The sequence below is a fragment of the Haloarcula sp. JP-L23 genome, assembly GCF_011602445.1.
GTDB lineage: Archaea > Halobacteriota > Halobacteria > Halobacteriales > Haloarculaceae > Haloarcula > Haloarcula pellucida.
In genome coordinates this window covers 892,801-917,518 of the sequence record NZ_CP050014.1, presented here as the reverse complement: position 1 = coordinate 917,518, position 24,718 = coordinate 892,801, and the positions used below count along the sequence as shown (strand labels likewise).

The following is a 24,718-nucleotide window of genomic DNA, read 5'->3' as shown; positions in this document are numbered from 1 at the left end:
CGGTAGCGACAGCATGCGGTTTCCTCACTGAGACCCGGTCTACGAATCACGCAGACACGCAGGGAGCCACCGCTCGTTACTCGGTGGCCCCGACGAGCGACAGTTGGCGGGAACGGGCGGACTCGCCGCCGTCGGCGGGCGCGTTCGCCGACCCGCTGGGTGCTCACACGGCGTCCGACGGCTATTCGCGTCGGCCACCGTCGCCCATAACCGTGTCCGTGCTCGACTCGCGGCGACGGCCGCGTCGCCGACTTCGAACCGACCGAGCAGCGTCTGAAGGCGCTCGGCCCGGTCGGTGAGCGACTCGACGTTCGAACCGACCTGCGTCATCGACGACGCCCGTTCCTCGGCCGCCAGTGCGCGGGCGATGAACGCCCGCTGGCGCTGCCCGCCGGAGAGCCGACCGACCCGGCGGTCGGCGAAGGCGACGATATCGACCCGGTCAAGTGCCGCCGTTATCGCGTCGTGGTCTTCGTCACGGAAGGGGCGAACGAGCCGACGTGGAACCGACCTATCCGTCCCGCTTCTTGGGTTTCCACTGCCATCACACCCCGAGTTCCGAGAGTAGATTGAGTCCCGGTCTGTAGCAGGCTCGGTGACTCAGAACCGTACACACGCTGGACGAGTCCTGGTCGACCTGTTCCACCGTTCGATGAACGAGTTTTTCACCGGTGGCGGGCTATCCCCCGATGGTGGCAATGACGAAATGTTACCCCCGCAGAGCCCCTTGTGAAGATAGCTTACCCTGAGCCACCAACTCTCCGAAACGCCGAGAAAATCTATTAATAGATATTGCGTTACCCCCGCAGAGCCCCTTGTGAAGATAGCTTACCCTGAGCCACCAACTCTCCGAGACGCCTGACGAATCTATGAGTAGACTTCTCGCTGAGCCTCTCGTGACGAGGCGTTTCCGACCGAGCCACCGTCTGATACCGTGAGCGGTGTCGCCGGTGGGCGACCCGAGCGTTTATGTCCCGTCCCACTGAGCGCCGACGTAGATGGTGGAACTCTGGCGGCTAACGCGGAACCGCTACGGCCGTGCCGTCTACGACCGATTGGCTGCGGCGGGCGTGACGGCGACGCTGCTGTCGGAGTACGTCGCCGACCCTGCGGCCGTCGACCCGCCCGGAAGCGAGTCAGTGTCCGTCGAGGTGTGTGACCCCGCCCGCGTCTCGGAACTCGGCGCGCCAGTGGACGAACTGGCCGACGGAGAGGTCGTCCTCGGCGCGTTCGAGGGCGGAACGCCGCTCGGATACCTGTTCTGTTCGCTCGATGCGACCCACGACATCGCGCCGCTCGAACGCCGACAGTCGTTCGAGGGGGCCTACCTCCGTCGCGTCTTCGTGGCACCCGACCACAGGCAGCGCGGTGTCGCCTCGGCACTCGTCGTCGGGGCCTGTGACTGGGCACACGGACGCGGGGCGACACGGGCGAGCGCGCTGGTCGCTCGTGACAACGTTCCCTCGCGGGCGTTGTTCGCCGCCCACGGGTTCGACGTGGTCCGAAACCACCGTTACGTCCGGGTCGGCCCGCTCTCGCACTACAGCGTCCGAGCGGCCTGAACCGGAACAGAACGGACCATAGATATATAGATTCCTCCCAAGTAAATAATTCTCGGAGTGGATTTATACGTCGAGCGGGCTGTTTCTCTCACACGCCCATGTCAGGGGAACTGCGTAAAGCGCTCCGAGGAGTCAGAGAGCGGGTCGACGCGGCGGACCGCGTGGTCGGCGAGCGGGGCGACAGAACGGACGTACTGGCACGGCTGACCGGCGCGGACTACATCAGCCTCGGCGCACTGTTCGTCGGCTGGGGAAGCGCGTTGATCTTCCTGCGAAGCGAGCCGAACTGGGCGCTGCTGGCGATGTTCGGGGCGTTCCTGCTCGACAAACTCGACGGCTGGTGGGCGCGGCGGACCGGCGTCTCCTCGCCCTTTGGCCGCCGGGTCGACTCGTTCATCGACATCTTCGCGTACGTCGTGCCGGGAGCGCTGCTGTATCACGTCGCCATCGCGCCCAACGACCTCGCGAGCCTCGTCGTCGGCTTTCTGATACTGGCCTTTGGCGGCCTCAGGCTCATCCGCCACAGCAGTGAGGGCTTCGGGTCGGACGAGGGCGCGAGCTACTATCACGGGACGACGGTGGTCCACACGAACCTCGTGGTCGTCGCGAACTACTTCCTCGCGACGCTCGTGGCCCCGTGGAACGGCTGGCTGGCTGGACTGGTCGTCGCCGCTGTCTGCCCGCTGATGGTCTCGGACTACAAGGCATACAAGACCGACGTGAGCCACGCGCTGGCCGGCCTCGGCGCACTCGCCGCCGCGGGACTCGCGCTGGCGCTGGAGTGGGGCTACCTGTGAACGAGGCCACCGGCCGGACCGTTCGGATCGATACGCACCTCCACACTACGGCCTCCTACGACGGGGAGACACTCCCCGAAGAACTCCTCAGACGGGCCGAGGCCGTCGGCCTCGACGGCGTCGTCGTCACAGACCACGACACGGTCGACGGTGCCCACGCGGTCGCCGACCTCGCCGCCGAGTCGTCGGTGACCGCCATCGTCGGCTGTGAGGTCTCGACGGCCGACGGGCACCTGCTGGCTATCGGGGTCGAGGACGCCCCGCCAGCGGGCGATCCGCTCGCCGAGACGGCCGAACGGGTGCGCAAGGCCGGCGGCGTGGCCGTCGTCCCGCACCCGTTCCAGCGGTCCCGGCACGGCGCCAACGCGACCACCATCGACGACGTCGACGGCGTCGAAGTGTACAACGCCCACACCCTCGTGAACTTCCGCAACGAACAGGCCGAACGCTACGCCCGACGGCACGGGTATCCCGCGTTCGGCGGGAGCGACGCCCACCGGCCCAGTGGTATCGGTCTGGCGGCGACCGAAGTCCAACTCGAGCCCGGAGCCGCCTGCACGCCCGAGGCCGTCGTCGCAGCGATGCGGGCCGGCCGGACCGCCGCCGTGGGCCGCCGCACCTCCGCGTGGCAGTACGTCAGGAAACTCGTGGCGAACGCCCGCTCCAAGACGCCCTCGCTCCGCTGACGATGGTGGACAGTGACGACACTGACGACGGCCGGGTGTTCGCGTCCGCTGTGGCCCGTCGTGACGCCATCGTCCGGACCCTCGTGCTGGTCGGAGCCCTCGTCGCGGTCACCGTCGCGCTCCGTCTCGCCGTCCCCGGCCTGACCGACCCCGAGTGGGTCAGGGCTCGTATCGCCACCTTCGGCGTGCTCGCACCGCTCGTCTTCCTCGCGCTCCAGACCGCACAGGTCGTTCTCGCGCCGGTTCCCGGGCAGGTGCTCGCCAGCGTCGGCGGATACCTCTTTGGAACCCTCCGGGGCACCGGCTACAGCATGACCGGCGTCGTTCTCGGGAGCACGCTCGTGTTCGTCGCGGCTCGCCGCTTTGGTAGACCCTACGTCGAGCGAGTCGTCGACCCTGCCACGCTGGACCGCTGGGACGAGTTCGTCGCTCGGACCGGCGTCCCCGGACTGTTCGTCCTCTTCTTGCTCCCGACGTTCCCCGACGACGTCCTCTGTTTCGTCGCCGGGCTGACCGACATCCGTCTCCGAACCTTCCTCACGCTGGTCGTCGTCGGGCGGACGCCTTCCTTCCTCGCGGTGGCCTACGCCGGCACCCAGTTCGCCGACGGTGCCCTCGGCACCGCTGCACTCGTCCTGACGCTCCTGACCGCGGGGTCGGTCGTCGCCTACGCGGTCCGCCACCGCATCGTCGCTGGCCTCGAACGCGTCACCTGACGTCCGCCCACCTTATGCCAACGGAGCCACATATAGCACTCAATAGGCGTATGATGGCCCTGACCCACGGGGCCGTGAGCGTCGCGCTCGTGGCCCTCGCTACGCCCGCGCTACCCGATACGGTAGCCCTGCCCCTCCTCGTGGTCGCCTTCCTCGGCGGTATCCTGCCCGACCTCGACATCGTCGCCGACCACCGGAAGACCCTCCACTACCCGGTCGGCTACAGCGTACTTGCGTTCCTCCTGACCGTGGGCTACGTCGTTGCACCGTCCGGGACGCTCCTCCTCGCGGCGGTCCTCGTCGGGTCGGCGGCCGTCCACACCTGTTCGGACGTGCTCGCCGGGAGTGTCGAGGCCGAACCGTGGAACCCGACCACCGAACGGGCGGTGTACAACCACGCGCTCGGCGCGTGGCACCGCCCGCGGCGGTACGTGCGCTACTCCGGCGCACCCGAGGACTGGCTCCTCGCACTGGTCGCCGCCGCCGCGGCGATACGCTCGCCAGCGTCCGGGTCGACGGTCGAGGCTGCGCTGTTTTGGCTGGTCGCCGTCGCGGGTGGCTACACGCTCGTTCGCAGGCGGTTCTCGACCCTCTCTGCGCGCTTCCCGGCCCGCCTCGCAGCGGTGCTACCGGCCGTCACCGTCGAGGAGACGGAAAGCGGGGCGACGACGGTGGCGATCCGGTTCCGGTCCTGACCCGCTCGCTTCGGCTGGAAAACGACGGGACGGGAACCCGACACCGACCGGTCACACTCCGGACGAAACCGCCCCCAATAGCCTATGGGACACTCCCGAGAGCTCCGGATGCGTTCCGCCGCGGACTGTTACCGCATCGGGAACCGACTGGAGGTGGGCGTCGCCGAGCGAAAGCGCAACGGCGAGTGGGCCGACGCCCTTCCGGGGAGTATCCCGTTCCAGTCGCTCGCAGACGTTGTTCCTCTGTGTGGGCCTGTCACGAGCGCCGTCTGGACGCCGAGACGGCCCGCCTCAGAACGGGGCGTCCGGGCCTTCGTCGGCCGCCGCTTCGGCCGTCTCCGCCGACGCGGCGTCTTCGAGCGGTCCGTCCCACCCGTCAAGGCCGGGTTCGAAGCTCTCGACCGTCCCGTCGAACCCCTCGTAGGAGGCCAGCAGGCGGGCGGCCTGCACGCTCGATTTCCCGTGGGGGCACACCGTCACGACGCGGTCCGCACCCTCGAACCGTTCGACCTCGTCGACGAGCGACTGGAACGGGACGTTCTCGCTGCCGGGGATGTGGCCTCGCTGGAAGGCCGCCGGCGGGCGGATGTCTACGACGCGGGCGTCCTCGTCGTCGAGTAGCGACCGGAGTTCATCGCTCCCGATTTCGCCGTCCATGTGCGACTGCTAGCGGTCGAAGCCTAAACGTTCACCGGACGCGGGTGGGCGCTCGCACACAGCGGTCTACAGCAAGCCCTCGGCCTGTGCGAGCAGGATACCCTCGATAGTGGCGTCGTTGGCCGGTTCGCGGCGAGCAACGGCCAGAGCGTCCTCGATGGGTACGGTCGTCACCGAGAGGAACTCGTTGTCGTCTAAGTCTCGGTCGACCGGTTTTAGTCCCTCCGCGAAGACGATACCCCGGCGGTGTCGTAACACGCCCGTCGAACACCAGAAGTCCTCCAGCAACGAGACGCCGGACGGCTCGAACCCCGTCTCCTCGCGGAGTTCGCGGGCACCCGCTGTCGTGTAGGACTCGCCGTCCTCGACGATGCCGGCGGGGAGTTCCAGACACTGCTCGCGGATGGTCGGGCGGAACTGATCGACCATGACGAGTTCCTCGCCCGTGCGCGCGACGACGACGACGGCGTCTGGCAGTTCGGCCCAGTAGTAGTCCTTCTCGGAGCCGTCGGGTTGGCGCACGCGGTCGTAGCCGCCGGTGTACCACCCGGTCTCGTACTCGGCTTCCGATTCGACGACGGGCCAGTCGTAGGTCGGCTCTCGGCTCATGGTTGCTGTGTCACCGCGAGGCGGTAAAGCGTACCGTCGTGTCGGACCAGTACCGTCTCGCCGTCGGTGGCCTCGGGCACTCGCTGGCGGAGGGCGTCGAGTTCGTCGAACGGCGAGTGAGTGAACGCGCCTTTCAGTCCGATGGGGCCGCGCCAGTAGGGGTCGGACTGGCCGGTCCCGTCGCTCTCGTTGGCCGTCGCGTCGTCGAGCGCCGCCGTCGTGTAGGGGTAACGCTGGGTCGAGAGATTGCTGGCGTTCACGGCGCTGGCGTTCCCGTCGAGGGCCGTGGCGTTCCCTTCGGCCGGCGTCGCCGTCAGGTAGTACGGGTCGCCGCTCTTGAGGTAACTCGGGAGCGCCCCCAGCGCCAGCAAGAGGACGACGACGACGGCCACGCCCAGAACGAAGTTGCGAGTGACCGTCCGCATCAGACGACCTCGCTGTAGATGCGACCGAAGGCCTGCCGTCGGAGGGTGCCGACGGCGGCCCGGCGCTCGGACTGGAAGGTCGCCGCCACCGCTTCGTCGGCGAACGGCGGCGCGTGCCAGACGACGTTGTCGACGTTCTCGGACCCGACGAGGGTCACGTCGTGGTCGGCGTCGGCCCGCCACGACGCGAACTCCTCGGCGGTGCCGACGGTCACAGCGAGCGACTCGGCGAAGAGGGCGTCACGCGCCGTCTCGACCACCTCGCCCGTGACTCGCTCGCTGTACTCCTCGGCGTCCAGCCCCATCGCCTTCGCGACCTCCTTGACCACGACCTGTGCGGTCGGGCCGAACGCCTCGTAGCGGTCACGCACCTCGGCGACTGTCGTCGGCGAGAACTGCCCCTCTGTCTCCATGGACGGGTGTAGGGGACGGCGGGCTTATTCGGTTTCGTCTTCGGACTGGTCGGCGTCCTCGTCGAGCATCTCCCGCGTGAGGTCGCGGGCCTCGGCGAGAACCGACCGGTCGTCGCCGCTCATGGAGCGGGGGCCCCGCTGACTGTCGGCCCCCGGCGGCAGGTCGCTCGTCGGGGTGTGGCCGTGGTCGTGGTCGTGGCCGCCGTCGACACCGCTCTCCTCGAACACCTGCGGGAACTCCGTCTCCTCGGCGTGGTCGACGACGGCCTCGGCCAGTTCCGATTCCCCCATCTGGCCCCAGTCGTCGACGTGGTCGTCCAACCACGCCTCGTGGTCGTCGCCACCGGTCAGCGCCGTGAAGGCGAGATGGTTCGCGAGGTGGCCGGCGTCGGACTGTGGGTCACCACACACTGGACAGGCGTATCCCATTGTACGTCCACAGAGACATCCCAGCGGTATATGCCGTCGGGTCTCAGCGCAACCGGACCATCACGAGGGCGTTCTCGCCGTTGCTGTAGTAGTTCGGGATGGTCTTGCGGTGCTCGAACCCGAACTGTCGGTAGAGGCGTCGCGCCCCGTGGTTGTCGGTCCGGACCTCCAGTTTGACCGACCCGGCGCCCGCCACGGCGAGGACGCCCAGCGCCCGTTCCAGCAGCGCGCTGGCGACGCCCTGCCGTCGGTACTCCTCGCGCACCGCGATGTCCTTGATGTGGCCCAGTGGCGTCCCGTGATTCGGGACGGTGTCGGCGACGACGTAGCCCGCCACCGACGGAACGTCCTCGGGACCGGCCGTCTCCGCCACCAGAAACCCCTCTTCCCCCAGATAGCTCTCCAGCGCCGAGAACGGCCACGGCTGCGGGAACACCGACTGCTCGATGCGGTGAATCTCCAGCAAGTCGGCCCGCTCTGCCTGCCGGACCGTCGGACTGTCGGCCCCGTCTGGACCGTCCGGTGCGACGGTTGTCACGTCTCTGAGTATGGTGTGAGTACACAAAGGTGTTGTCGCCGACTCGCCGAGTGATCACTGACCCTGACTATCACGATTGAAATGTATTTATATTGTCGTACCACGGGACGGCTTGGCCGGAAGGTTCTTAATTATCACCGTCGAAGCTACGGCTGCACCCACTTTGGGTGCCACCACCCCCCACCCCCACCCCCTCTTTCCGATCGCTTCCGTTCGGAGTGACTACGCGCGTCCGACAGCCGCGTGTCTGGTCGTCACGTCTCTAGACACCGGACCGAAGACCGACGGGTCAGAGCGACCTTCGACGCACCCCTCGCTACTGCTCTACGGCTCTCTCCGGTCGCCGCTCCGCCGAGGGCCGCTCACGCCCCTCGCTACTGCTCTACGGCTCTCTCCGGTCGCCGCTCCGCCGAGGGCCGCTCACGCCCCTCGCTACTGCTCTACGGCACTCTCCGGTCGCCGTTCCGCCGAGGGCCGCTCACTTCGGTCGCGCCCCTCGCTATTCCCACCGGAACTTGCCGTCTTCTTGCACCACGTCGCCGTCGACTTCCAGCCGTGACCCCTCCCCCATCGTCGTGATGAGGTCCTCGTGGACTGCACTGTCGTTGCCAGCGACACCGTCGGGCAAGCACGCGTCGTAGGCCCGGCCGAGCGCCAGATGGACGGTTCCGCCCATCTTCTCGTCGAAGAGGATGTTGTCGGTTACTCGGTCGACGCCGCGATTCATCCCGATACCGAGTTCTCCCAGTCGGCGGGCGCCGTCGTCGGTCTCCAGTACCTCCTCGATGACCGCCTCGCCCTGCTCGGCGGCGAAGTCCACGACGACGCCGTCCTCGAAGGTCAACTCGACGTCCCGCACCCGCCGGCCCTGAATCGTCATCGGTACGTCGAACGTGACGACGCCCTCGGTACCCTCAGGGGCGGTGAACACTTCGCCCGAGGGGAGGTTGTGCGAGTCGTAGGCGACGCTGGCCGCGGAGTTGACCGCGGTGCGGCCCTCGATCGACATCGTCAGGTCGGTGCCGTCGGTGACGATGTGGACGGTGTCGCCGGCGTCCAGAATCGTCTTCAGTTGCGCCTGTTCCTCGGCGAGTGCCTCCCAGTCCCGGAGCGTGGCGTCGTAGACGAAGTCCTCGTAGGCCTCGTAGGCCATGCCCGCCTGCTGGGCCATCGCTCGCGTCGGGTGCTGGGTCGACACCCAGTCGGTGTTAAGACGCGCCTCGCGGATGGCTCGTCGGGCTTTCGAGTGGGCCTGCCGCCGTTCACTGGGCACGTCGGCGGTGCCGGCGGTGTTGGCGGAGCCTTTCAGTATCAACACGCTGTCGGCGCGCTCGTACATCGCGAGTTCGTACTCGGGGTCTGCGTCGAACGAGCCGTCGTGGGCCCGGAGATAGGCGCGCCGCAGTTCGGCGGAACTGTACGTCGAAAGCAGGTTCGCCCCCCGTGTACCGAGGTGCTCTGCGACGGCGACGGCGAGGTCGTGTGCCCCCTCGTCGACCTGTACGACGACGTCGTCACCCGCCTCAATGCGGGCGCTCCAGTCGACCAGCGTCCGTGCGTGCTCGCGTACGCGTTCGTCCATGCGCCGTCGAGGGACGGCGACCGGGAAAACGTACCGCCTCTCCGAGCGAGGTGTCGGGAGTGTCGTCCGACCGACAGCCACGTAACCGCGTCAGGGCGCGTAGCAGACCCGGCCACGCGGCGGTACGGATATCTGTACGACAGGACCCCAGTGCTGGACGAACCCGAAGACTGCCACGAGAACCACGTTCGACTCCCGAACAAGCCGCTATCGGGGTCGCAGCGCAGTCCGCGGACCTCCCGAGGTGTAAGCGGAATGGGGAGCGAGCGGTAGAGCGCCCACCAGCGGTTGACCCGCATGCCGACGACGAACGGCCCCTCGCGTTCGGCGTGGCCCGTCCTCACCGCTCCGTCTCCAGCAATCCCTCGACGCGCGCCTCGAACTCCCGTTCGTCTATCTCGCCGGTAGCGTACCGTTCGCGGAGTGTCGCCAGTGCGTCGTCGCCGGCGTCGTCAGCGAGCGTCTCCGGTTCGCGTCGCCGTTTTGCCAGCCCCAGTGCTAGCGGGAGGACGCCGCCGTATCCCACCGGGAAGGCGACCCACGCCCACGGGACGCCGAGGGCGAGACCGCCGAGACCGACAGCGAGGATGCCGAGTGAGAGGGCGCCTGCGAGCGGTGTCGTATCGTGTGTCGTGTGCATCTGTGCGTGGTAGCTATGAGCCCCGGCGTGATAAATCTGAGTGAGTACTCACTAAACGTCGGAAACCGACGCGCCCACCCCGCCGACGCACTGAATCGGAACCCCTACTTGTGCGCTCGGCGAGTCCCCGCGTATGGAACTAGGCGTCATCGGACTCGGACGCATGGGACGTATCGTCGTCGACCGCGTACTCGACGCCGGTCACGACGTCGTCGTCTTCGACATCGACGAGGACGCGGTGGCCGACGCCGCCGACGCGGGTGCGCGGCCGGCCGACTCGATTCCGTCCCTCGCCGACTCGCTGGGCGAGGCGAAACGCATCTGGCTGATGGTCCCGGCGGGCGACCCGGTCGACGCCGCGCTCGACGAACTCGACGGAATAGTCGACGGCGAGGACGTGGTCGTCGACGGCGGGAACTCCTACTTCGAGGACTCGATTCGCCGCGCGGAGTCGACCGACGCCGCGTACCTCGACTGCGGGACCTCCGGCGGTCCCGCCGGCGCGGAACACGGGTTCTCGCTGATGGTCGGCGGCCCGCAGTGGGCCTACGACGAACTGACGCCGGTGTTCGACGCCGTCGCCACCGGGCCGGCGGGCCACGACCGCATGGGCCCGGCCGGGTCGGGCCACTACGTGAAGATGGTCCACAACGGCGTCGAGTACGCCCTGATGCAGGCCTACGGCGAGGGGTTCGAACTGCTCGCCAACGGCCGCTACGACCTCGACTTAGAGGCCGTCTCGCGAACGTGGAACAACGGCGCGGTCATCCGTTCGTGGCTCTTAGAGCTGTGTGAGGAGGCGTTCCGCGAGGAGGGTAACGACCTCGGCGACGTGGCCGACCGCGTCGAGGGCGGCTCGACGGGAACGTGGACGGTGCAGGAAGCCCTCGAACAGGAGGTGCCGGTCCCGCTCATCTATCAGGCGCTGGCCGAGCGATTCGGGTCGCGCGCCGACGACGGCCGGTTCTCGCGACGCCTCGCGAGTCGCCTCCGCTACGGGTTCGGCCGGCACGACGTGCCCCGCAAGAGCGACTGAGGGACAGCCCTCGCCGGTGCCCGCGTTTCTCCCAGCGGGGACGGCGAAACGGCGGAATCCAAAGCTTAGTTAAACCAGTACTCCATAGCCGCGCACATGGTTGAACTCGCAGGGCTCCTCGGCGGGGCCACGCTGACCCTCATCGTGGTGGCGTTCCACTACGCGAAGGGGACCGGCTGGGAGGCGCCGGAAGACATCTCCCAGGAAGTCCTCGAACAACGCGCCGCGTCGGTCCCGGAGACCGACTTCGCCGAACCGTACAACCGCTCCATCGGCGGTGGCGGTGCGGCCGCCATCCCCGCCGGCGGTGCGGAGGGCGAACTCGCCGAGGGAGAAGAAGCCGAGGAGGAAGACGAAGGCTTCGACCCCGACTCCATCGCCGACGACGAGGTCGAGTACTACGAAATCGAGTTCGCGAAGGAAGGCGAGACCATCGAGGTCGCCAACAACGAGACCATCCTCGACGCCGGCGAAGAGGAGGGCTGGGACCTGCCCTACGCCTGCCGGCAGGGCCAGTGTATCTCCTGTGCCGGCCACATTCAGGACGGCCCGGCCGAAGACTACATCCGACACAGCCAGAACGAGTCGCTGTTCGAGGACGACATGGAGGACGGCTACTGTCTGACCTGTGTCGCCTACCCCGTCGACGACTTCACCATCGAGACGAGCGAATCGCCCTGACTCGCGGGTTCACAACTCTTACAAGCGGTTGCGGAGTATCTCGGTACGTGGGCGGCTAGTTCAGCGGACAGAACGCCTGGTTCCGGACCAGATGGTCGGGGGTTCAAATCCCCCGCCGCCCGTGCAACAGAACGGCCGAGCGGCAGCGAGGCAGTGAGTGAACCGGCAGCGAGAGATTCTGAACGACGGAACGAGGAGCGGCAGCGAGTGAAGTTCAGGTGGTTCAAATCCCTCGCCGCCCGTTTTTCGGCGAACGGACGTGAGCCGTGAAAACGGCCCGAGGATTTGAACCACGCGAGACGAACGAAGTGAGTCTCGCAGTCGGGTTCAAATCCCTCTCCCTGCAAGAACGTGAGTAGTGAGCACGTCTGGCGTCGGTGCAGACCTCTCGCGGACGGGATGGCCACGCCCGCGGCTCACGCGGTGCATACTTTTGCCGCCGCCGTGCGCAGGGTGACGCATGGCGAACGTGAGCGACACGGCCCGTGCTCTCGGTGTCGCGGCCGGATTGCTCGTCGCCGGACTGGCCGTGAGCGTCGTCTTCGGCGTCGTGTTCACCGTGCCGCTCGTGTTGTTCGGGCCGCCCGTCGGTAGTCCGGGCGGGTTCCTCGTCCTCGCCGCGGCCGGCCAGCTCGCCTTCCTCGTCGTGGGCTCGCTCTACGTCCGGCGACACGGGGGCGTGCGGGTTCGCTGGCCGACGTGGCGGGACGTTCGGTACATGGTCGGCGGACTCGTCGTCACCCTCGTCGCTGCGCTCGGTCTCAGCGTGGTGTTCGCGTCGCTGGGGCTGGCCCCCGAAGGGAGCGTGTTCGAGGACCCCATCATGGCCGACCCGCGGGTGGCGCTCGGACTGGCGGCGCTCTCGGTCGTCCTCGTCGCGCCCGCGGAGGAACTGCTCTTTCGCGGCGCGATTCAGGGGCGACTCCGGCAGTCGTTCGGGCCCACCGTCGCAATCGCGCTGTCGAGTCTCGTCTTCGGGAGCATCCACCTGTTGAACTTCACCGGGTCCGTCGTCGGTTCGCTGACCGGTGTCGCCGTCGTCACCGTCGGCGGCCTCGTCTTCGGCACCATCTACGAGCGGACGGGCAATCTGCTGGTTCCCATCGTCGCGCACGGCAGTTACAACGCGCTCCTGTTGGTCGCGGCCTTCCTCACGGTCTGAACGGGGGAGAAATGCGGGCGGTCAGCAGGCAGTGGCACCCGCCGCGACCGACGTCTCGTTGGTCCGGTCGTCGACGGTCTCGACGACGGCCACCTGCAGCGAGAACGCGACGCCGGCGAACAGCAGGACGAACGCGACGGTGAGGACGGCGGTCACCGCGAGAACGACGAGAGTCAGCAGTCCGGTCGCCAGCGCGGGCGTGGGGTGGCGAGCCAACCAGCCGACGCCGTAGCGGAACGCTGCCACCGGGTCGGACCCGCGCGCCAGTTCGACGTACGTGGGAATCAGCGCGAGCGCGACGTACAGCGCGACGTAGGCCGCGACGAGCGCGGCGACTTCGCCGGCCAGCGACCCCTCTCGGAGCGCCGTCACGCCGTAGGTGACGGCGACGGCGCCGAAGGCGACGGGAACGCCGCTGAACAGCGCGCTCGCCACGCCGTTCCGGCGCACGACGGCCCACACGTTGGCTCGGTCGATGCGGTTGTGGTCGCTCCGGAGGCCGCGAACCGCGGCGTACGCCGCCAGCGTGGCCGGGCCGATAGTCACCAACGGCAGCGAGGCGACGACCCACGCGAGGCTGACCAGCGCGAGCCGGAGGCCGTTGTGATAGACGAACCCCGGCACCTCGGCGATAGCGCGTCGAAACGCCGCCTGATCGGTTTCTCCGGTCATGACGTCATCCCGTCCCCGCCTGCATCTGGACGCTGGAGATGAGTTTGTCCTGGAACAGCAGGAAGACGATGAACAGCGGGAGCGACGCCAGCGCGAGCGACGTCATGATGACGTTCGGTGCCAGCGCGTTCACGTCCCGCAGGGTCACCACGCCGACGGGCAGCGTGTACAGCGCGTCGTCGTTCAGGACGATGAGCGGCCAGAGGAACTGGTTCCAGCTCCAGATGAACACGAACAGGCCCAGCGCGGTCAGGATGGGCGTCGACAGCGGCAGGATGATGCGTGCGTAGATGCGCAGCGACGAGAAGCCGTCCAGTCGCGCCGCCTCCTCCAGTTCCTCGGGGATGTCCCGGAAGAACTGGACGAGCAGGAACACGCCCAGCGGGCCGGCCGCGAACGGGAGGATGATGGCCCAGTAGGAGTTCATCAGGCCGAGGTCGTTGATGAGCGTGTACAGCGGGATGATGTTCACGTAGCCCGGAATCATGAAGCTCGCCATGATGATACCCAGAATCAGTCCTCGTCCGGGCCACTCCAGCCGAGTGATCGAGAAGGCGATCATCGAGTCGACGAGCAACACGATAGCGGTCGTGATGCTGGCGATGGTGAGCGTGTTGAACGCCCACTGGTAGATGATTGGCTCTTCGATCAGGTAGCGCTGCCACACCGCGAAGGTAATCTCCGGCGGTATCCAGTTGAACCCGCCCTGCGAGAGGACGGCGATAGGCGTCACCGACAACTGGAACATCCGCCAGTAGGGGACGAAAAACACCACCGCCAGCCCGTACATCACGGCGTACAGGCCGATTCGGTAGAGCGTGTCCCGGTCGGTGAGACGCTCGGTCACCGATTGGGTGGCGTCGGCGTTACTCATCGTTCCCTCCGACGAGGACGTAGTTCAGGACCGACACGCAGACCAGTATCAACAGCAGCGTGTAGCCTACGGCGGCCCCGAACCCGAGTTCGCGCGTCTGGAACCCGAGTTCGTAGAGGTAGTACACGAGCGTCTCCGTGTTGCCGACCGGACCGCCCTTCGTCATCAGGTACGGCTGGCCGAACACCTGAAACTGGAAGATGGTCGAGGCGATGACGACGAACAGGAGCGCGTTCTTCATGTGCGGAAGCGTGATGTCCCGGAACATGCGCCACGGACCGGCTCCGTCGAGGCGGGCGGCTTCGTACAGTCGCTCGGGGACGTTCTGTCGGGCCGCGAGCAGGACGGCGAAGTAGAAGCCGGCCTGCCACCACACCGTCGTCACGACGATGACCGGCATGGCCCAGAACTTCGAGTTCAGCGGCGATCCGCTGAACAGCCACCCGAAGTACTGCGTGCCGACGCCGCCCTGTGCGAACATCTGTGCCCAGACGATACCGACGACAGAGACGGTCAGCACGTACGGGCTGAAGTAGACGAACTGCAGGAGGCGACTGCCTTTCAGTTCCTTGTTCAACCCGAGTGCGAGGACGAGACTGACACCGACGATGAGCGGGACAGTCATGCCCACGAACTCGAGCGTGTTCCACAGCGCGTTCCAGAACGCGGGGTCTTCCAGCAGTCTGGCGTAGTTCTCCAAGCCGACGTACGTCGACTTCGACGGTTCGAGGAAGTTCCACTCGTGGAGGCTCATGTACAGCCCCTTCAGCAGGGGGTACAGCAGGAACACCGAGAACAACACGAGGTACGGGGCCGCGAACAGCAACCCCACGAGCAACTCCCGGGTGGACCGGTCGAACAGCTGTTCCCAGCGGCTCGTGGTCCGGTTGTCTGTGGTCGCTTCGACGTTACTCATGGTTGTATCCTATTGGTCTAGGGCCTGCTGAAGTTCGTTAGCGCTGGTGGTCACGCCGGACTGCACGTCGGTGTTCTGGAGGTATATATCCCTGAACGGCCCCCAGAACCGATCGCTGTTGATGTTGACCGACGTCTTCGGCTGGTAGCGTACCTGCCCGTTGGTGACCATGTCGTACATCGTCGAGATGGTGCCGTAATCCTGCCAGAGCGCGGTGTTCTTGACCTCGCTGGAGGTGGCGACAGATTTGGCCGCGGGCAGGTGGCCGCCGGCCGACGCCCACAGCGTGTTGTTCTGCGTGACGTACTCGGCGAACTCGACGGCAGCCTGCTTCTCGGCGTCGGTGTGGTTCGAGTTCTTCGGGAAGTACAGCGAGTTGGACTCACACCACGCCACCTCGTCGCCGTCGCCCGGGAACATGAACGGCTTCTGGAAGCTAAAGGAGAGGTCCTCCGGAATGTTGCCGCTCTCGTTCTCGAAGTTGTTGACCGACCACGTGCCTGCGATGAACATCCCGAGGTTGCCGCTGACGAAGTCCTGAACCCGCGCGGAGTCGCTCTGGAACTGCGGGGTGTCCCAGCCGAACTCGCCCGTGACCTTGCTCATCAGTTCGGCCGTCTGCATCCCGACGTCGTCGTCGTAGGCCACCTCGTAGCTCCCCGGGTCGCCGGTGACGATGTCGCCGCCAGCCTGCGTGAGTGCGATGATGTACGCGCGGAACGCGGCCTGCCCGATGTTCCAGTTGAGGAACGAGAAGGCCCGCGAGTCGGTGTCGCTGACGATGGTGTCACAGGCGTCGGAGAACGCCTGCCAGTCGGTGAAGTCCGGGTCGACGCCGGCCGACTCCAGCACGCTGTCGTTCGTGTACAGCGCCTTCCCGTGGATGTCGATGGGGAGCGCGTAGGTGGACCCGTCGACCTGCAGGTTCTCCCACGCGATGTCGAAGTACTCGTTCTTCGCGCCGTCCGAGAGGTAGTCGTCGATGGAGTGCGTGATGGGCTTCAGGTGCCGGCCGAACGACCCGTAGTAACTCGCGACGTGGGGCGCGTTGCCGGAGTTGACGGCGGTGAACAGTTTGTTGAGGAACGCCCCGAACGGCACGCTCTGTTTGTTGACGTGGATACCGTTGTCCTTCGAGTTGAACTCGTCTACGAGGGTCGTCATCTCCTCGTTCTCCTGTGCGCCGAAGTACATCCAGTAGTTGATTTCCACGTCGCCGCTGGAGCCGCCGTCGCCGCTCCCGTCGCTGCTACTACTGCCACCGCTACCGCCACCGCCGGTCAGGCCGGCACACCCGGCGATGCCGGTGGCGAGCGCGGCGCCCCCGGCGCTCAGTGCGCGGCGGCGAGTGAGTTTCGTGCTGTTCGGTTCGTCGGATTCGGTGATGTTTCGTGACATGAGTTTTCGTATTATTTACTATCGTTGTTAATTTCTATCGCGCTATGCGGTGACCGAGGACCCGTCGACGTCGGCCGTCACGCCCTCGTCGACGACGAGGTTCTCGCCCGTCTCGGCGTCGAAGACGTGCAGGTGTTCCGGCGGGAGCGAGAACTCGACCGTCTCGCCCCACTCGAACCGCGTGTTGCCGTCGACGCGGACCGTCCACTCGGTGTCGCCCTTCGAGAGGTAGAGGTAGTTGTCGCTCCCCTCGTGTTCGAGGACGTCGAGGGTCGCCGCCACGGTGTCGGCGCCGTCGGTATCGACGGTGACGTGTTCCGGTCGGATGCCGAGGACGAGGTCGTCGCTCCGCGCGTTATCGCGGACGACGTTCGCTAAGTCGCTCGGAATCGCGTACTCGAAGTCGTCGCCGTAGAGGACGCCGTCATCCAGCGAGACGTCGAAGAAGTTCATCGAGGGCGACCCGATGAAGTCCGCGACGAACTTGTTGACCGGGTCGGCGTACACCTCGGCCGGCGTCCCGACCTGCTGAATCGTCCCGTCGTTGAGGATGACGATGCGGTCGGACATCGTCATCGCCTCCGTCTGGTCGTGTGTGACGTAGACGGAGGTGGTCTCAAGTTCCTCCTGAATGCGCTGGAGTTCCGTGCGCATGTGGAGGCGAAGCTTGGCGTCTAAGTTGCTGAGCGGTTCGTCGAACAGGAACACGTCCGGTTGCCGGACGATGGCGCGACCGGTGGCGACCCGCTGTTGTTGCCCGCCGGAGAGGTTGTTGGGCTTCTTGTCCAGCAAGTCGCCGATGCCCATCATCTCCGCCGTGTCCTCGACGCGCCGGCTGATCTCGTCGTCACCGAGGTCCGTGGTCAGTTTCAACCCGTAGGACATGTTCTGGCGGACGCTCATGTGCGGGTAGAGCGCGTAGTTCTGGAACACCATAGCGACGCCACGGTTCTGCGGCGCGATGTTGTTGACGACGGTGTCGTCGATACGTATCTCCCCACCAGTGATGTCCTCCAGTCCGGCGATCATCCGGAGGAGCGTCGACTTGCCGGACCCGGACGGGCCGACTATCGTGAGGAACTCCCCGTCTTGGACGTTCAGGCTCACGTCGTCGACGGCCCGAATCGTCCCAGCGTCGGAGTCGTACTCCTTTCGTACATTGTCTATTGTGATACGACCCATCGACAACAACACTCGTGCGCTACTATTTCAAGTTTTCCCAACTAGAGTGATTAATCTTCTGTAGCGGCGAGTTCCCAGACGTCGAGGGACCTGACGGTAACTTCGCAGTCGTCGGCATACAGCCCGACCCCCGTGCTATCCGGGCGTGTCGGGTAGATTCGGGAGGTGAGCGCCTGCGCGTCGTTCGTGAACAGTTCGAGGACCGACCGGTCGAGGAACAGGTGCAACGAGAACGTCCCGTCCTCGTCGAGCGTGAGGGGCATCGAGTCCGAACTGTCGGCCGCCGCGTCGCTGTTGGACGACTGAGAGCGGTCGACGACTACCTCGCGATGGCGAATCTTACAGCGGACGACGGTGCGTTCCTCGCCGTCGGGCGTCTCACGCAGAACGAGGCCGAACTCGCCGACGTTCCGCGCGTCGACGGTCATCTTCACCTCCAGCGTGTCCCCCTCGATATCGGCGAGCGGATTCGTCCCGTCCGGGGAGACGGTGAGGTCACTGAACGAGTGATGGGTTTCGCGGAGGGCTTCGAGTTCCGTCGGGAGCGAGAACTCCGGCGTGCCGTCCGCCGCCAGTGAGACGACGCGCGGGAGCGACATGGCGCCGGACCACCCGGCGTCCCACTGGGCTTCTCTGTCTCGGTCCTCCTTCAGCCACCCGAACATGAGCGTCCGGCCGTCGTCCGCCGCGAACGACTGCGGCGCGTAGAAGACGCCGTGGTCGAGGACGCCGTGGTCCTCGGGTTCGAACCGCTTCGCCGCCTCGTCGTACTCGCCGCTGAAGTACGCGACCTTCGAGTAGTCCGAGACGTGGAGCAGCGACCCCTCGTCGAACCGCAGGAGTTCCGGACACTCCCATATCGGGCCGGTCTTGCGCCAATCGCCGGTCAGAATCGGGTGGCAGTACTCCCATTCGAGGAGGTCCTCGGACTCGAACAGGAGGGCTGCACCCCCTTCGCCCTCGATGCCTGACCCGACAATCTGGTACCACGTCTCACCCGTCCGCCAGACGCAGTGGTCGCGGAACTCCGCGCGCCAGTCGATGCTCTGTAACACGTCCACGTCGGCGGGCATCTCCGTGATGAGCGGGTTCTCGGCCGCCTTGGTCCACGTCCGCAGCGAGTCGTCCTCGGCGCGAGCGAGACACGGCAGTTGGTCCCCGTCGTCGCCGCCGGTGTACATCACGCTCGGCGTGCCCTCGTCGTCGACGAAACACCCGGACCAGACGCCGACGGCGTCCGGACCGTCCGGGTCGGGTGCGAGCGCTATCGGTTCGTCCTCCCAGTGGACGAGGTCGTCGGAGACGGCGTGGCCCCAGTGGATGCTGTCGTGGAACGGCCCCGCCGGGTTGTACTGATAGAAGAGGTGATAGCGGCCGTTCCACTGGACGAGGCCGTTGGGGTCGTTGAGCCAGTTCGCGGGCGGCGTGAAGTGATAGGCGGGGCGGTGGTTCGCGTCGGGGACCGCCTCGCGCATCGCCTCGAACTCCTCGCGTCCCTTCGGCCGGCCGACAGTCCGTGGGTCCGACCCCTCGCCCGCGGCGTAGGCGAGGCAGTTGTCGAGGAGCGTCTCCTGTACGTCGGTCTGGAGGGCAGCGAGGCCGTGGCCGACGCCGACGACCCGACCGTCACCGACCTCCCAGCGGAGGAGCGACTTGAGATTTGGCCGGTCAGTGCCGTCGTCGCGTCGGGCCGCGAGAACGTCGGCGTCGTTCGGATGGAGCGAGTCGTAGTGGACCGAGACGGCGTCTGTAGCGGGTGCGCCGTTGGGGCGGAGACCGTCGATGCCGCCGAATACCGGGTGGTCCTCGAAGAGGCGGCGGACGAGGAACCCCGTCTCGTCGGCGTCGACGCGTCCGACCGAATCCGGTTCGTGCGCCTCGATACCGAGTGCGGCCGCCGCCTCGACGGCGCCGTGGGTGAGGAGGAGACCACCGCCGTCCGCGACGAACGCTGTCAGTTCCCCACCGACCGCGTCGAGTCGCTGTCTAGCGGCGTCGTCAAGCGCCGACTCGCAGTGCATCCAGAGGACGTCGTACTCGTCGAGCGCCTCGACGGAGAGGTCCGCGAGCGGGCGCGTCTCGTACGGCAAATCGGGCTCAATCGGAGTCTCGGTGACGAGAAGCGTCGTCTGGGGACGAGGGCCCGTCCCGAGAGTGGCGTTCGAGTTATCCATTTTCACAACTATCGTGAGGATTTTCTTTAGGTTTATGTGTGTCGGTCACGTCATTGTCCACCATGGTTCCGGGCACCGGTCGTGTTCAGCAAACGGCTTATTGCGGAAACTCTAGCACACGACAATGACTGCAGAGGACGACGCGAAACTCGCCCTCCTCAGGGAGACACTCGAAGACAACGTCGACCTGACGACCTACGAGACGGAGGTGTATCTCGCACTCGTCCGGGGTGGGACCCAGACGATGACCGACATCGCGGAGACCAGCGATGTCCCGAAACAGCGCGTCTACGACATCGTCGACGGCCTCCGTGAGCGCGGGTTCGTGGAGGTCATCGACGACTACCCGCGGAAGGCCTACGCCGTGGACCCCTCCGAGGCGCTCTCCTCCATCCGCGACCAGATTTCCCGGGCCGAGGAGTATCTGGAGGAACTCCACGACACCGTCGAGACCGTCGAGAGTGGCGTCGCCCTGTTCAAGAGCGAGAGCACCATCAAGCGGTACGTCAGCGACCTCTTGCAGACGGCCGAACACGACATCCTGTTGCTCCTCCCCGTCGACCGACTCTCCGCAGTCGTCGACGACCTCGAACAATGTGCGGACCAGCAAGTGCGTCTCGTGCTCTCGAACGCGTCACCGGACGCACTGGAGGAGGAGTCTTTGCACGAGTCTATCCCCGACACGGTCGACGAGGCGCGCGTCGTCTCGACGCGGGAGGACTTCGCTCTGACCACCGACCGTAGCCGGGGGCTCTACTGGGTGCAGGAGGGCCGCGACTACGTCGAGGACGAGGGACAGGGCTACTACGTCACGAACCCCAGTCTGGCGATGGTCCTCGACCGGTTCGTCTCCGAGTCGATATGGCCGCTCGCGCAACCGCTGGAGCGGTCGTCTAAGCGCCCGACGCTGCCGCGACAGTACATGCGCATCCGCGACTGTCTGGCAGACGTCTCCGTCCTGACCGACAGCCAACCGGTCGACGCCTTCGATATTACCTTCGAGGGATACGACACCGAGACGGGCGAGGAGGTGACCGAGACAGGGACGCTGATCAGTTACTACTACACGGAGTACGACATCCGGTCGTCCCTGACACTCAGTATCGACACGGCGACGGAATCGCTCGCGTCCCCGAAGATTACCGTCGGTGGCGTCGGAACGCGCAACGTCGATTACACCGCCTACAGCATCGAATTGCGGCAGAACGGGACGAGCCACACCGACACGATCGACGACGAGACGCGACGCCACTTGGAGGCGTGCAAGACGGAACTGCCTCCCGAGTTCGGCAACGGGTCCGTCGCCCTCTGTTTCGATGCGTTCATCGACCGCATGCGCGAGTTCATCCAGCGTCGGCCCGGCGGCGAGTACGAGCAGATTCGCCAGTTCGACGCCTTCCGGGAGGCGCTCGTCCGCTACGAGGCCAGCGAGACGCCGCCCCGCGTCGAGTGGCGCCAGACCCGCACCGAACCCGGCGGCCTCATCGCCCACACCGGTGGCGTCTTCGACGAACTCGGGTACGACGTGACACTCATCGGGCAGATGGGCGACCCGATACGGGCCGAGTTCGCCCGAAAGTTCCGCGACCAGACGCTCGTCAGCCTCGGCCGGACCACCAGCACCGACTACGTCTGGTTCGAGGACCGGAAGTTCCTGCTGACGGAACCGAACCCCGAACCGCTGAACTGGGCGCGCATCGAGGACCGAATCGGGGCCTCGGCGTTCGCCGAGTACATCGACGGACGGTCCGTCGTCAGCATGGGGTCGTGGTACTCGACGCCGGAACTGGTGGACATCGTCGACCACCTCAGAGACGACATCTGGCCGCGGCTCAGTTCTCCACCCGAACACGTCCACTTCGACCCCGGCGAAGTCGACCAGCTATCGGCCGAAGAACTCGAACGCGGCTGTGAGGCGCTCGGTGCGCTCGACGACGTCGTCCCCGTGACGATAACGGCGAACCGAAACCAGACCCGCCGGTTCCGTGACAGCCTGTTACAGGGCACCGACGAGGAGACGGTACCGACCATCCAGCGCGTCCGCGAGCGGTTCGACGTGACCCGGTACGTGATGCACTCACAGCGGGGCGCGACGCTCGCCTCCCGTGACGACGTGCTTTCGGTGAAAGCTCCGCAGGTCGTGAACCCGCATCAACTCCGGAACGTCGACGAGCACTTCCTCAGCGGGATGACGCTCGCACTGGCCGAGGGACTTTCCGACGGTGCCGCCCTCGTACTGGCGAACACCGTCGCCAGTTACTTCATGCGACACAAGAAGCCCCCTGAATCTCGGGAGATTCGGACGTTTGTCTCCGAGTACGAGGCGTTCTTCGCGGAGTAGCGGACCACGGGCCGGCCCACGGAACTGGTTTTATCACCACGATGGTCGTCACACCGGACGTGACAGTTGCTATCGGAGCCATCGGCCTCGGCGGACTCGGCCAGCAGGAGTGTCGACAGTACGCTGACTTCGACGACGTGACGCTCGTCGGCGGCGTCGACGTCTCGGACGACGCCCGCGAGACGTTCGAAGACGCGTTCGACCGACCAGCCTACGAGTCGGTCGAGGAACTGCTCGACGGCCACGGCGACGAACTAGACGCGGTCAGTGTCTGTACGCCCCACACCCTCCATCACGACCACACGATGGCGGCGCTGGAGGCGGACTGCCACGCCTTCGTCGAGAAGCCGCTGACGACGGAACTGTCGACGGCGCGTGAACTGGTCGAGACAGCCGCCGACCGAGACCGCGTGTTGCAGGTCGGATTCCAGCGCCACTTCGACCCGCTGTTCGACGAACTCCGGCGCATCGTCCAGTCGGGCGAGGTCGGCACGCCCCACACCGTCAACGCCTATCTGGGCCAGCGCTGGATAACCGACCACGAGGGGACGTGGCGCACCACGCCGTCGCTCTCCGGCGGCGGCCAGCTGTTCGACTCCGGCACCCACCTCGTCGACGCGATGCTGTGGGTGCTGGACGCGGAGCCGACGGCCGTGACCGGCGTCGTCGACGACCGGGGCCACGACGTCGACGTCAACAGCGCGCTGGCGGCGACGCTGGACGCGGACGGGGGACGCGTGACAGCGAGCGTCTGTGTCAGCGGCGAGGGCACTGACGTCGTGCCCGACGAGGGCATCACTATCTGGGGGACCGAGGGGCACGTCTCGCTCTCGGACGGCGACCTAACCGTGACGACGCCCGACTCGACCCGCGAGGTGCGCGTCGACGGCGACCGGGACTTCGAGACGCTGACCCGCCGGAAACTCCGCAACTTCGTCGACGCCGTCGACGGGGCAGCAGACTCCGTCGTCACCGGGGAGTACGGACTGGCGGTGACAGCGTTCCTCGAAAGCGCCTACGAGGCGGCCCAGCGGGGCGAAACCGTCCACGTCGACGACCTCACGGACGGGTGACGTAGTCGCTCGTCGGCGCGCGGAAAGCGAGACGGGGCGTAGATTCAAACCGGTCGGGCCCAGAGGAGACGACATGACCGACAGCGAGTGGATCGGCGAGACGTTCACGAGCGACGTTGGCTGGTCGCATCTGGAGACGCTGGTCGACGTCGGGAACCGGATGGCCGGCAGCGAGGGCGAACGCGAGGCCGCGGAGGCGACGCGTGACGCCCTCGCCGAGTACGCCGAGGACGCCCACCTCGAACGGTTCGACATTCAGGGCTGGGTCCGCGGCGACAGCAGCATCGCCGCCGACGGGACCACCGTCGCCGGGGCCGACCACGAGGTCATCGCACTGCCGCGCTCGCCGGCCAGCGAGGCCACCGGCGACCTCGTGGACGTGGGCTACGGCCTGCCGACGGACTTCGAGGACGCCGACTGCGAGGGAAAGGTGGTACTGGTCCGCTCGGACGTACCTGAGTGGTACGAGCGATACATCCACCGGCGCGAGAAGTACTACCACGCCGTCGAGGCCGGGGCAGTCGCCTTCGTCTACCGGAACCACGTCGAGGGGATGCTCCCGCCGACGGGGAGCGTCGGCACCGAGGACGACCCGATAGGCGAGATCCCCGCCGTCGGCGTGGCCGGCGAGACGGGGGCGCGACTGGCCCGGCGCTACGCGGGCGACCCGGTGACGGTCGCCGTCGACTGCGGGACGCCCGCCGCGACGAGCCAGAACGTCCACGCCGAACTCGGCCCGGATACCGACGAGCGAGTCCTGGTGACGAGCCACGTCGACGCCCACGACATCGCCGAGGGAGCGAGCGACAACGGCGCCGGCACCGCGACCGTAGTCGAGATAGCGCGCGCACTCGCCGCCCGCGAAGACGAGCTAGCGAGTCGCGTCGAGTTCGTCGCCTTCGGGGCGGAGGAGGTCGGACTCGTCGGCTCCGGTCGACTGGCAGCGGAGCGCGACTTCGATTCGATACGGGCGATACTGAACCTCGACGGCATCGTCCGCGGCCGGACCCTCCAGTGTTTCACCCACGGGTTCGACGCGCTCGGCGAGGCCGCCGAGTCGGTGGCCGACCGGTTCGACCATCCGGTGACGACCAGCCCCGAACAGAGCCCCCACAGCGATCACTGGCCGTTCGTCACGTGGGGCGTGCCCGGCGTCCACGTCACGAGCGAGACGGGCGAGACGGGTCGTGGCTGGGGCCACACGCACGCCGATACGATAGACAAACTCGAACCACGAACCCTCCGCGAACAGGCCATCCTGTTGACCGACCTCGCCGTCACACTCACCGAGGAGTCGTACGGCCGCACAGCCCCCGAAACGATAGCCGCCGCACTCGAAGCAGAGAATCTCGCGGCAGGGATGAAGATAACCGGCGACTGGCCCTACGACGACTGAGCGGGGGACGACGAGTTCCCGTCCGACGGGACCCACACACCGTCTCGACGCCGGTGCTGGTCAC

General features: G+C 66.7%; 26 protein-coding genes and 1 tRNA gene. 12 read left to right on the top strand and 15 right to left on the bottom strand.

The window, feature by feature from the left end:
• Window positions 1-39 precede the first annotated feature (39 nt).
• Window positions 40-330, bottom strand: a complete 291-nt coding sequence (locus G9465_RS25530) for a hypothetical protein (RefSeq protein WP_227015714.1) — start codon at window positions 328-330, stop codon at window positions 40-42.
• Window positions 331-998: 668 nt separating this feature from the next.
• Between G9465_RS25530 and G9465_RS04620 the strand changes: the two genes are divergently transcribed.
• From G9465_RS04620 to G9465_RS04600, 5 genes are all read left to right on the top strand, one after another.
• A complete protein-coding gene (locus G9465_RS04620; RefSeq protein WP_166967967.1) occupies window positions 999-1,562 on the top strand; it encodes a GNAT family N-acetyltransferase in 564 nt (187 codons plus the stop codon).
• 98 nt (window positions 1,563-1,660) lie between these two features.
• Window positions 1,661-2,359, top strand: coding sequence for a phosphatidylcholine/phosphatidylserine synthase (locus G9465_RS04615; RefSeq protein WP_166967965.1), 699 nt, complete (start codon window positions 1,661-1,663; stop codon window positions 2,357-2,359).
• Window positions 2,356-3,045 (top strand): CehA/McbA family metallohydrolase, encoded by a 690-nt coding sequence (locus G9465_RS04610; protein ID WP_227015712.1) that lies wholly within the window; start codon window positions 2,356-2,358, stop codon window positions 3,043-3,045. The genes G9465_RS04615 and G9465_RS04610 overlap by 4 nt, the downstream gene beginning before the upstream one ends.
• Window positions 3,046-3,047: 2 nt before the next feature.
• Complete coding sequence (locus G9465_RS04605) at window positions 3,048-3,761, top strand: TVP38/TMEM64 family protein (RefSeq protein ID WP_166967961.1); 714 nt, start codon at window positions 3,048-3,050, stop codon at window positions 3,759-3,761.
• Window positions 3,762-3,811: 50 nt separating this feature from the next.
• Window positions 3,812-4,456, top strand: coding sequence for a metal-dependent hydrolase (locus G9465_RS04600; protein WP_166967959.1), 645 nt, complete (start codon window positions 3,812-3,814; stop codon window positions 4,454-4,456).
• Between the two features lie 291 nt (window positions 4,457-4,747).
• Here G9465_RS04600 and G9465_RS04595 read toward each other — a convergent pair whose 3' ends face one another.
• The 8 genes from G9465_RS04595 to G9465_RS04560 all read right to left on the bottom strand — a co-directional run bounded on the left by G9465_RS04595 (window position 4,748) and on the right by G9465_RS04560 (window position 9,749).
• Window positions 4,748-5,113: a rhodanese-like domain-containing protein gene (locus G9465_RS04595; RefSeq protein ID WP_166967957.1), complete on the bottom strand. Its 366-nt coding sequence runs from the start codon at window positions 5,111-5,113 to the stop codon at window positions 4,748-4,750.
• A 66-nt stretch (window positions 5,114-5,179) separates the two neighbouring features.
• Entirely contained in the window at window positions 5,180-5,722 is a 543-nt protein-coding gene (locus G9465_RS04590; RefSeq protein ID WP_166967955.1) for an NUDIX hydrolase, read from the bottom strand.
• On the bottom strand, window positions 5,719-6,147 hold the full coding sequence (locus G9465_RS04585) for a hypothetical protein (protein WP_166967953.1): 429 nt from the start codon (window positions 6,145-6,147) through the stop codon (window positions 5,719-5,721). The genes G9465_RS04590 and G9465_RS04585 overlap by 4 nt, the downstream gene beginning before the upstream one ends.
• Window positions 6,147-6,560, bottom strand: coding sequence for a DUF5809 family protein (locus G9465_RS04580; RefSeq protein ID WP_166967951.1), 414 nt, complete (start codon window positions 6,558-6,560; stop codon window positions 6,147-6,149). The genes G9465_RS04585 and G9465_RS04580 overlap by 1 nt, the downstream gene beginning before the upstream one ends.
• A gap of 24 nt (window positions 6,561-6,584) precedes the next feature.
• Window positions 6,585-6,989: a DUF5810 domain-containing protein gene (locus G9465_RS04575; protein ID WP_166967949.1), complete on the bottom strand. Its 405-nt coding sequence runs from the start codon at window positions 6,987-6,989 to the stop codon at window positions 6,585-6,587.
• Between the two features lie 43 nt (window positions 6,990-7,032).
• A complete protein-coding gene (gene rimI / locus G9465_RS04570; protein ID WP_166967947.1) occupies window positions 7,033-7,527 on the bottom strand; it encodes a ribosomal protein S18-alanine N-acetyltransferase in 495 nt (164 codons plus the stop codon).
• Between the two features lie 499 nt (window positions 7,528-8,026).
• Window positions 8,027-9,109, bottom strand: a complete 1,083-nt coding sequence (locus G9465_RS04565) for an aminopeptidase (protein WP_166967944.1) — start codon at window positions 9,107-9,109, stop codon at window positions 8,027-8,029.
• A gap of 340 nt (window positions 9,110-9,449) precedes the next feature.
• Window positions 9,450-9,749, bottom strand: a complete 300-nt coding sequence (locus G9465_RS04560; RefSeq protein WP_166967942.1) for an SHOCT domain-containing protein — start codon at window positions 9,747-9,749, stop codon at window positions 9,450-9,452.
• A 133-nt stretch (window positions 9,750-9,882) separates the two neighbouring features.
• Between G9465_RS04560 and gnd the strand changes: the two genes are divergently transcribed.
• The 4 genes from gnd (at window position 9,883) to G9465_RS04540 (ending at window position 12,628) form a co-directional block, all read left to right on the top strand.
• Window positions 9,883-10,785 (top strand): phosphogluconate dehydrogenase (NAD(+)-dependent, decarboxylating), encoded by a 903-nt coding sequence (gene gnd, locus G9465_RS04555; RefSeq protein WP_166967940.1) that lies wholly within the window; start codon window positions 9,883-9,885, stop codon window positions 10,783-10,785.
• A gap of 96 nt (window positions 10,786-10,881) precedes the next feature.
• Window positions 10,882-11,466 carry a 2Fe-2S iron-sulfur cluster-binding protein gene (locus G9465_RS26225; protein ID WP_166967938.1) on the top strand — a complete coding sequence of 195 codons (585 nt, stop codon included), beginning with the start codon at window positions 10,882-10,884 and terminating at the stop codon, window positions 11,464-11,466.
• Window positions 11,467-11,515: 49 nt separating this feature from the next.
• Window positions 11,516-11,588 (top strand) — tRNA-Arg (locus tag G9465_RS04545).
• 338 nt (window positions 11,589-11,926) lie between these two features.
• Window positions 11,927-12,628, top strand: coding sequence for a CPBP family intramembrane glutamic endopeptidase (locus G9465_RS04540; protein ID WP_166967936.1), 702 nt, complete (start codon window positions 11,927-11,929; stop codon window positions 12,626-12,628).
• A 21-nt stretch (window positions 12,629-12,649) separates the two neighbouring features.
• On the opposite strand, the gene G9465_RS04535 is transcribed toward G9465_RS04540, so the two are convergent.
• The 6 genes from G9465_RS04535 to G9465_RS04510 are packed head-to-tail and all read right to left on the bottom strand — an operon-like array spanning window position 12,650 to window position 19,844.
• Window positions 12,650-13,300 (bottom strand): DUF624 domain-containing protein, encoded by a 651-nt coding sequence (locus G9465_RS04535; RefSeq protein WP_166967934.1) that lies wholly within the window; start codon window positions 13,298-13,300, stop codon window positions 12,650-12,652.
• 4 nt (window positions 13,301-13,304) lie between these two features.
• Complete coding sequence (locus tag G9465_RS04530; RefSeq protein WP_166967932.1) at window positions 13,305-14,174, bottom strand: carbohydrate ABC transporter permease; 870 nt, start codon at window positions 14,172-14,174, stop codon at window positions 13,305-13,307.
• Entirely contained in the window at window positions 14,167-15,090 is a 924-nt protein-coding gene (locus tag G9465_RS04525; protein WP_166967929.1) for a carbohydrate ABC transporter permease, read from the bottom strand. The genes G9465_RS04530 and G9465_RS04525 overlap by 8 nt, the downstream gene beginning before the upstream one ends.
• A gap of 9 nt (window positions 15,091-15,099) precedes the next feature.
• Window positions 15,100-16,488, bottom strand: coding sequence for an extracellular solute-binding protein (locus G9465_RS04520; protein ID WP_166967927.1), 1,389 nt, complete (start codon window positions 16,486-16,488; stop codon window positions 15,100-15,102).
• A gap of 42 nt (window positions 16,489-16,530) precedes the next feature.
• Complete coding sequence (locus tag G9465_RS04515; protein ID WP_166967925.1) at window positions 16,531-17,670, bottom strand: ABC transporter ATP-binding protein; 1,140 nt, start codon at window positions 17,668-17,670, stop codon at window positions 16,531-16,533.
• 50 nt (window positions 17,671-17,720) lie between these two features.
• Window positions 17,721-19,844, bottom strand: a complete 2,124-nt coding sequence (locus tag G9465_RS04510; RefSeq protein WP_166967923.1) for a glycoside hydrolase family 32 protein — start codon at window positions 19,842-19,844, stop codon at window positions 17,721-17,723.
• A 124-nt stretch (window positions 19,845-19,968) separates the two neighbouring features.
• On the opposite strand from G9465_RS04510, the gene G9465_RS04505 reads away from it, so the two are divergent.
• The 3 genes from G9465_RS04505 to G9465_RS04495 all read left to right on the top strand — a co-directional run bounded on the left by G9465_RS04505 (window position 19,969) and on the right by G9465_RS04495 (window position 24,654).
• On the top strand, window positions 19,969-22,185 hold the full coding sequence (locus tag G9465_RS04505) for a TrmB family transcriptional regulator (protein WP_166967920.1): 2,217 nt from the start codon (window positions 19,969-19,971) through the stop codon (window positions 22,183-22,185).
• 41 nt (window positions 22,186-22,226) lie between these two features.
• On the top strand, window positions 22,227-23,258 hold the full coding sequence (locus tag G9465_RS04500) for a Gfo/Idh/MocA family protein (RefSeq protein WP_166967918.1): 1,032 nt from the start codon (window positions 22,227-22,229) through the stop codon (window positions 23,256-23,258).
• A gap of 73 nt (window positions 23,259-23,331) precedes the next feature.
• Window positions 23,332-24,654 carry a M28 family peptidase gene (locus G9465_RS04495; protein WP_166967916.1) on the top strand — a complete coding sequence of 441 codons (1,323 nt, stop codon included), beginning with the start codon at window positions 23,332-23,334 and terminating at the stop codon, window positions 24,652-24,654.
• Window positions 24,655-24,718 lie beyond the last annotated feature (64 nt).

What these genes read in the sequence shown, in the direction of transcription:
- G9465_RS25530 (WP_227015714.1), bottom strand. Translation starts at nt 330, where the DNA reads ATGACGCAGGTCGGTTCGAACGTCGAGTCGCTCACCGACCGGGCCGAG.
- G9465_RS04620 (WP_166967967.1), top strand. Translation starts at nt 999, where the DNA reads ATGGTGGAACTCTGGCGGCTAACGCGGAACCGCTACGGCCGTGCCGTC.
- G9465_RS04615 (WP_166967965.1), top strand. Translation starts at nt 1,661, where the DNA reads ATGTCAGGGGAACTGCGTAAAGCGCTCCGAGGAGTCAGAGAGCGGGTC.
- G9465_RS04605 (WP_166967961.1), top strand. Translation starts at nt 3,048, where the DNA reads ATGGTGGACAGTGACGACACTGACGACGGCCGGGTGTTCGCGTCCGCT.
- G9465_RS04600 (WP_166967959.1), top strand. Translation starts at nt 3,812, where the DNA reads ATGATGGCCCTGACCCACGGGGCCGTGAGCGTCGCGCTCGTGGCCCTC.
- G9465_RS04595 (WP_166967957.1), bottom strand. Translation starts at nt 5,113, where the DNA reads ATGGACGGCGAAATCGGGAGCGATGAACTCCGGTCGCTACTCGACGAC.
- G9465_RS04590 (WP_166967955.1), bottom strand. Translation starts at nt 5,722, where the DNA reads ATGAGCCGAGAGCCGACCTACGACTGGCCCGTCGTCGAATCGGAAGCC.
- G9465_RS04585 (WP_166967953.1), bottom strand. Translation starts at nt 6,147, where the DNA reads ATGCGGACGGTCACTCGCAACTTCGTTCTGGGCGTGGCCGTCGTCGTC.
- G9465_RS04580 (WP_166967951.1), bottom strand. Translation starts at nt 6,560, where the DNA reads ATGGAGACAGAGGGGCAGTTCTCGCCGACGACAGTCGCCGAGGTGCGT.
- G9465_RS04575 (WP_166967949.1), bottom strand. Translation starts at nt 6,989, where the DNA reads ATGGGATACGCCTGTCCAGTGTGTGGTGACCCACAGTCCGACGCCGGC.
- G9465_RS04565 (WP_166967944.1), bottom strand. Translation starts at nt 9,109, where the DNA reads ATGGACGAACGCGTACGCGAGCACGCACGGACGCTGGTCGACTGGAGC.
- G9465_RS04560 (WP_166967942.1), bottom strand. Translation starts at nt 9,749, where the DNA reads ATGCACACGACACACGATACGACACCGCTCGCAGGCGCCCTCTCACTC.
- gnd (WP_166967940.1), top strand. Translation starts at nt 9,883, where the DNA reads ATGGAACTAGGCGTCATCGGACTCGGACGCATGGGACGTATCGTCGTC.
- G9465_RS26225 (WP_166967938.1), top strand. Translation starts at nt 10,882, where the DNA reads ATGGTTGAACTCGCAGGGCTCCTCGGCGGGGCCACGCTGACCCTCATC.
- G9465_RS04540 (WP_166967936.1), top strand. Translation starts at nt 11,927, where the DNA reads ATGGCGAACGTGAGCGACACGGCCCGTGCTCTCGGTGTCGCGGCCGGA.
- G9465_RS04535 (WP_166967934.1), bottom strand. Translation starts at nt 13,300, where the DNA reads ATGACCGGAGAAACCGATCAGGCGGCGTTTCGACGCGCTATCGCCGAG.
- G9465_RS04530 (WP_166967932.1), bottom strand. Translation starts at nt 14,174, where the DNA reads ATGAGTAACGCCGACGCCACCCAATCGGTGACCGAGCGTCTCACCGAC.
- G9465_RS04525 (WP_166967929.1), bottom strand. Translation starts at nt 15,090, where the DNA reads ATGAGTAACGTCGAAGCGACCACAGACAACCGGACCACGAGCCGCTGG.
- G9465_RS04520 (WP_166967927.1), bottom strand. Translation starts at nt 16,488, where the DNA reads ATGTCACGAAACATCACCGAATCCGACGAACCGAACAGCACGAAACTC.
- G9465_RS04515 (WP_166967925.1), bottom strand. Translation starts at nt 17,670, where the DNA reads ATGGGTCGTATCACAATAGACAATGTACGAAAGGAGTACGACTCCGAC.
- G9465_RS04510 (WP_166967923.1), bottom strand. Translation starts at nt 19,844, where the DNA reads ATGGATAACTCGAACGCCACTCTCGGGACGGGCCCTCGTCCCCAGACG.
- G9465_RS04505 (WP_166967920.1), top strand. Translation starts at nt 19,969, where the DNA reads ATGACTGCAGAGGACGACGCGAAACTCGCCCTCCTCAGGGAGACACTC.
- G9465_RS04500 (WP_166967918.1), top strand. Translation starts at nt 22,227, where the DNA reads ATGGTCGTCACACCGGACGTGACAGTTGCTATCGGAGCCATCGGCCTC.
- G9465_RS04495 (WP_166967916.1), top strand. Translation starts at nt 23,332, where the DNA reads ATGACCGACAGCGAGTGGATCGGCGAGACGTTCACGAGCGACGTTGGC.